The 3,823-nt window shown below is 66.5% G+C and carries 1 protein-coding gene; it reads left to right on the forward strand.

Features of this window, described 5'->3' with window-relative positions:
* Nucleotides 1-139 precede the first annotated feature (139 nt).
* On the forward strand, nucleotides 140-2,950 hold the full coding sequence (gcvP, locus tag IBJ82_RS21045; protein WP_194827654.1) for an aminomethyl-transferring glycine dehydrogenase: 2,811 nt from the start codon (nucleotides 140-142) through the stop codon (nucleotides 2,948-2,950).
* The last annotated feature ends 873 nt before the right edge of the window (nucleotides 2,951-3,823 follow it).

Here is a 3,823-nt window from a genome sequence, read left to right on the forward strand (position 1 = left end):
CCGGCTGCCCGCCCACGGGGAAAGGGGCACGGTCACCGATCTTCGGGGCCGGGTTACCGAATCTCTCAGGCGCACAGACAGAGGGGGAGGGCTGGTACCCGTCGACCACGAGGTCGACCCGCCCGACCTGGAGCTGCCCGTGACCCGTTCGTTCGCCGACCGCCACATCGGACCCGATTCCGACGAACTCGCCCGGATCCTCGCGACCATCGGCGTCGAGTCCGTCGACGCACTCGCGACCACGGCGCTGCCCGCCACGATCCTCGACGAATCCGGCCTCGGCGCGCTGCCCGCGCCCGCCTCCGAGCACGAGGTGCTCGACGAACTGGCCGCGCTGGCGGCGGCGAACACGGTCGCCACCTCGATGATCGGTCTCGGCTACTACGACACCCTCACCCCGCCGGTGCTGGTGCGCAATCTGCTCGAGAACCCCGCCTGGTACACCGCCTACACCCCGTACCAGCCCGAGATCAGCCAGGGCAGGCTCGAGGCGCTGCTCAACTTCCAGACCATGGTGTCGGATCTGACCGGCATGGACGTCGCGAACGCCTCCATGCTCGACGAGGCCACCGCCGCGGCCGAGGCGATGACGCTGCTGCGCCGCGCGGGCAAGTCGAAGTCGAACCGGCTGCTCATCGACGCCGATCTGTTCCCGCAGACCAAGACCATCATCGGTACCAGGGCCGAGCCGCTCGGCATCGAGATCGTCGAGGCCGACCTGTCGACCGGGCAGCTGCCGGAGGGCGATTTCTTCGGCGTGATCGTGCAGACGCCGGGTGCGTCGGGCCGCATCGTCGACTGGACGTCGGTGTTCGCCGCCGCCCATGAGCGCGGCGCACTGGTGGCAGCGGGCGCCGATCTGCTCGCCATGACGCTGACCACCCCGCCCGGTGAGCAGGGCGCCGATGTCTGCTTCGGCACCACCCAGCGCTTCGGTGTGCCGATGGGCTTCGGTGGCCCGCACGCCGGTTACCTGGCCGTGCGCACCGCTTTCGCCCGTCAGTTGCCCGGCCGCCTGGTCGGGGTGTCCGTCGATGCCGACGGCGCGCCCGCCTACCGGCTGGCGCTGCAGACCCGTGAGCAGCACATCCGCCGTGAGAAGGCCACCTCCAACATCTGTACCGCCCAGGTGCTGTTGGCCATCGTCGCCGCGATGTACGCGAGCTACCACGGTGCCAACGGCCTGCGCGCCATCGCGCGCCGGGTGCACGAGCACGCCGCCGCCGTCGCGACCGGTCTCGGTGGGGCGCTGGTGCACGGCGCCTTCTTCGATACCGTGCTCGCCCATGTGCCCGGCGGTGCGGAAGCCGTTGTCGCCAAGGCGAAGTCGAAGGGCATCAACCTGCGCCTCGTCGATGCCGACCATGTCGCCATCGCCTGCGACGAGGCCACCACCGACGCGCACGTCGCCGCCGTCGTCGAATCCTTCGGCACCGCACTGACTCCCGACGCGGGCACGGGCACCGAGCTCACCGCGATCGAGACGCGCACTTCGGACTATCTGACCCACCCGGCGTTCACCCGCCACCACACCGAGACCGCCATGCTGCGCTACCTGCGCGCGCTCTCGGACAAGGACATCGCTTTGGACCGCAGCATGATTCCGCTCGGTTCGTGCACCATGAAGCTCAACGCGACCGCGGAGATGGAGCCCATCACCTGGCCCGGCTTCGCTCGTCTGCACCCGTTCGCGCCGCTCGAGGATTCCCCCGGCATCCGCAAGCTGGTCGCCGACCTCGAGCAGTGGCTGGCCGAGATCACCGGCTACGACGCGGTGAGCTTGCAGCCCAACGCCGGTAGCCAGGGCGAGTACGCGGGCCTGCTCGCGATTCGCCGCTACCACCTCGATCGCGGCGACGACCACCGCGACACCTGCCTCATCCCGTCGAGCGCGCACGGCACCAACGCGGCCTCGGCGGCCATGGTCGGCATGCGAGTCGAGGTGGTGAAGTGCCGCGCGAACGGTGACGTCGACCTCGACGATCTGCGCGCCAAGATCGCCGACCACGCCGACCGGCTGGCCTGCATCATGATTACCTACCCGTCCACCCACGGCGTCTACGAGCACGAGGTCGCCGAGCTGTGCGCGCTCGTGCACGACGCGGGCGGCCAGGTGTACGTCGACGGCGCGAACCTCAATGCCCTTGTCGGCCTTGCCCGTCCGGGCCGATTCGGCGGCGACGTGAGCCACCTGAACCTGCACAAGACCTTCTGCATCCCGCACGGCGGCGGCGGTCCCGGCGTCGGCCCGGTCGCGGTGGGTGCGCACCTGGCGCAGTACCTGCCCGGTGACCCGCTCGAAGCCGGTTCGCACGCGGTGTCGGCGGCGAACTACGGCTCCGCCTCGATCCTGCCGATCACCTGGGCCTACATCCGGATGATGGGCGCCGAGGGCTTGCGCGCGGCGACCCTGACCGCGATCGCGTCGGCCAACTACATCGCACGCCGCCTCGACGCCTACTTCCCGGTGCTCTACACCGGCGAGAACGGCATGGTCGCCCACGAGTGCATCCTCGATCTGCGCGAGATCACCAAGCAGACCGGCGTCACCGTCGACGACGTGGCAAAGCGGCTGGCCGACTACGGTTTCCATGCGCCGACGATGAGTTTCCCGGTCGCGGGCACCTTGATGGTGGAACCCACCGAGAGCGAGAACCTCGAGGAGATCGACGAGTTCATCGCCGCCATGATCGCCATCCGTGGCGAGATCGACCAGGTGGGCGCCGGCGTGTGGCCGGTGACCGACAACCCGCTGCGTGGTGCGCCCCACACCGCGGCCAGCCTGGTCGCCGAGTGGAACCATCCCTACAGCCGTGAGACCGCGGTGTATCCGCGTGGAATCGGCCATGCCCGCCCGAAGGTGTGGCCGTCGGTGCGGCGCATCGACGGTGCGTTCGGTGACCGCAATCTGGTGTGTTCGTGCCCGCCGCTGGACGCCTACGAAGACTGACCTGTACCTGCCAACGGGCCCCGCCGATCCAGTCGGCGGGGCCCGTTGTCGTTGGCGAGGGTCTTTGCGGGCCATGCAAGATTGCGGTCGTGGCAGAGTTGCCGAAAGTGAATTCTCATTGGCTGAACTCTCGGCGCGTTACATACCGGGTGCCTTGTTTCCGGCTCTTCCGGGAATGTCCAGTTTGTCTCGGGGCGCAAAATGGACTCGACAATAAGTCAAGCCCCGAATAATGGTGTGAATTGAATCGATATATCTCCACACGGCGCGCGCCACATCTGTATATTCGCCTTCGAATCGAGCCGATGGATCGCTTCCGAGGATTACATGACGTGTCGAATATCGGCGCGGCAGGCATCGGGGATATTCGGTCGGTTGATCAGTTCGGGCGAAATGTCGGCGAAATTGCCTATTACGCTGGGAGAGTGCACGATGGTGACCGTGGATTCCATGAGCATCCACTGTGGTACTTCGCTGCTGTCCGCGCTGGATCGACAGCCGTAGGGCGTCTACCTGGAGTGTTCCCGGATTATTAGTTTCGTGTGGAATGTCTGGATCGACAGTCGACCTGGCTGGAATTGTTACTAGGGTGTTCCCTGAAAAACATATGCCAGATGTTTGCTGTCAGGCTAATGTCAGTAGAAGGTTTCGGATCGGAATCGGCTGGGTAGCGCAGCGCGGGACGTCGGATCGGTGGCCATCGGAATCCCACTCGGTCCTGAAACGGCGAGGGGAAACGGATGGCTGCTCGGCGGTAATGGGCCCGCATTCAGCGGTTGTGGTACACGTGAATATGCGGGGTAGGAAAGCGCACGGATTTCCGTACTTGGAGTTTCGTGTTAGGTCTATAGCCATGCGAGGGGTCGGGTAATT

It is taken from the genome of Nocardia sp. XZ_19_231 (genome assembly GCF_015355705.1).
GTDB classification, from domain to species: Bacteria; Actinomycetota; Actinomycetes; order Mycobacteriales; family Mycobacteriaceae; genus Nocardia; species Nocardia salmonicida.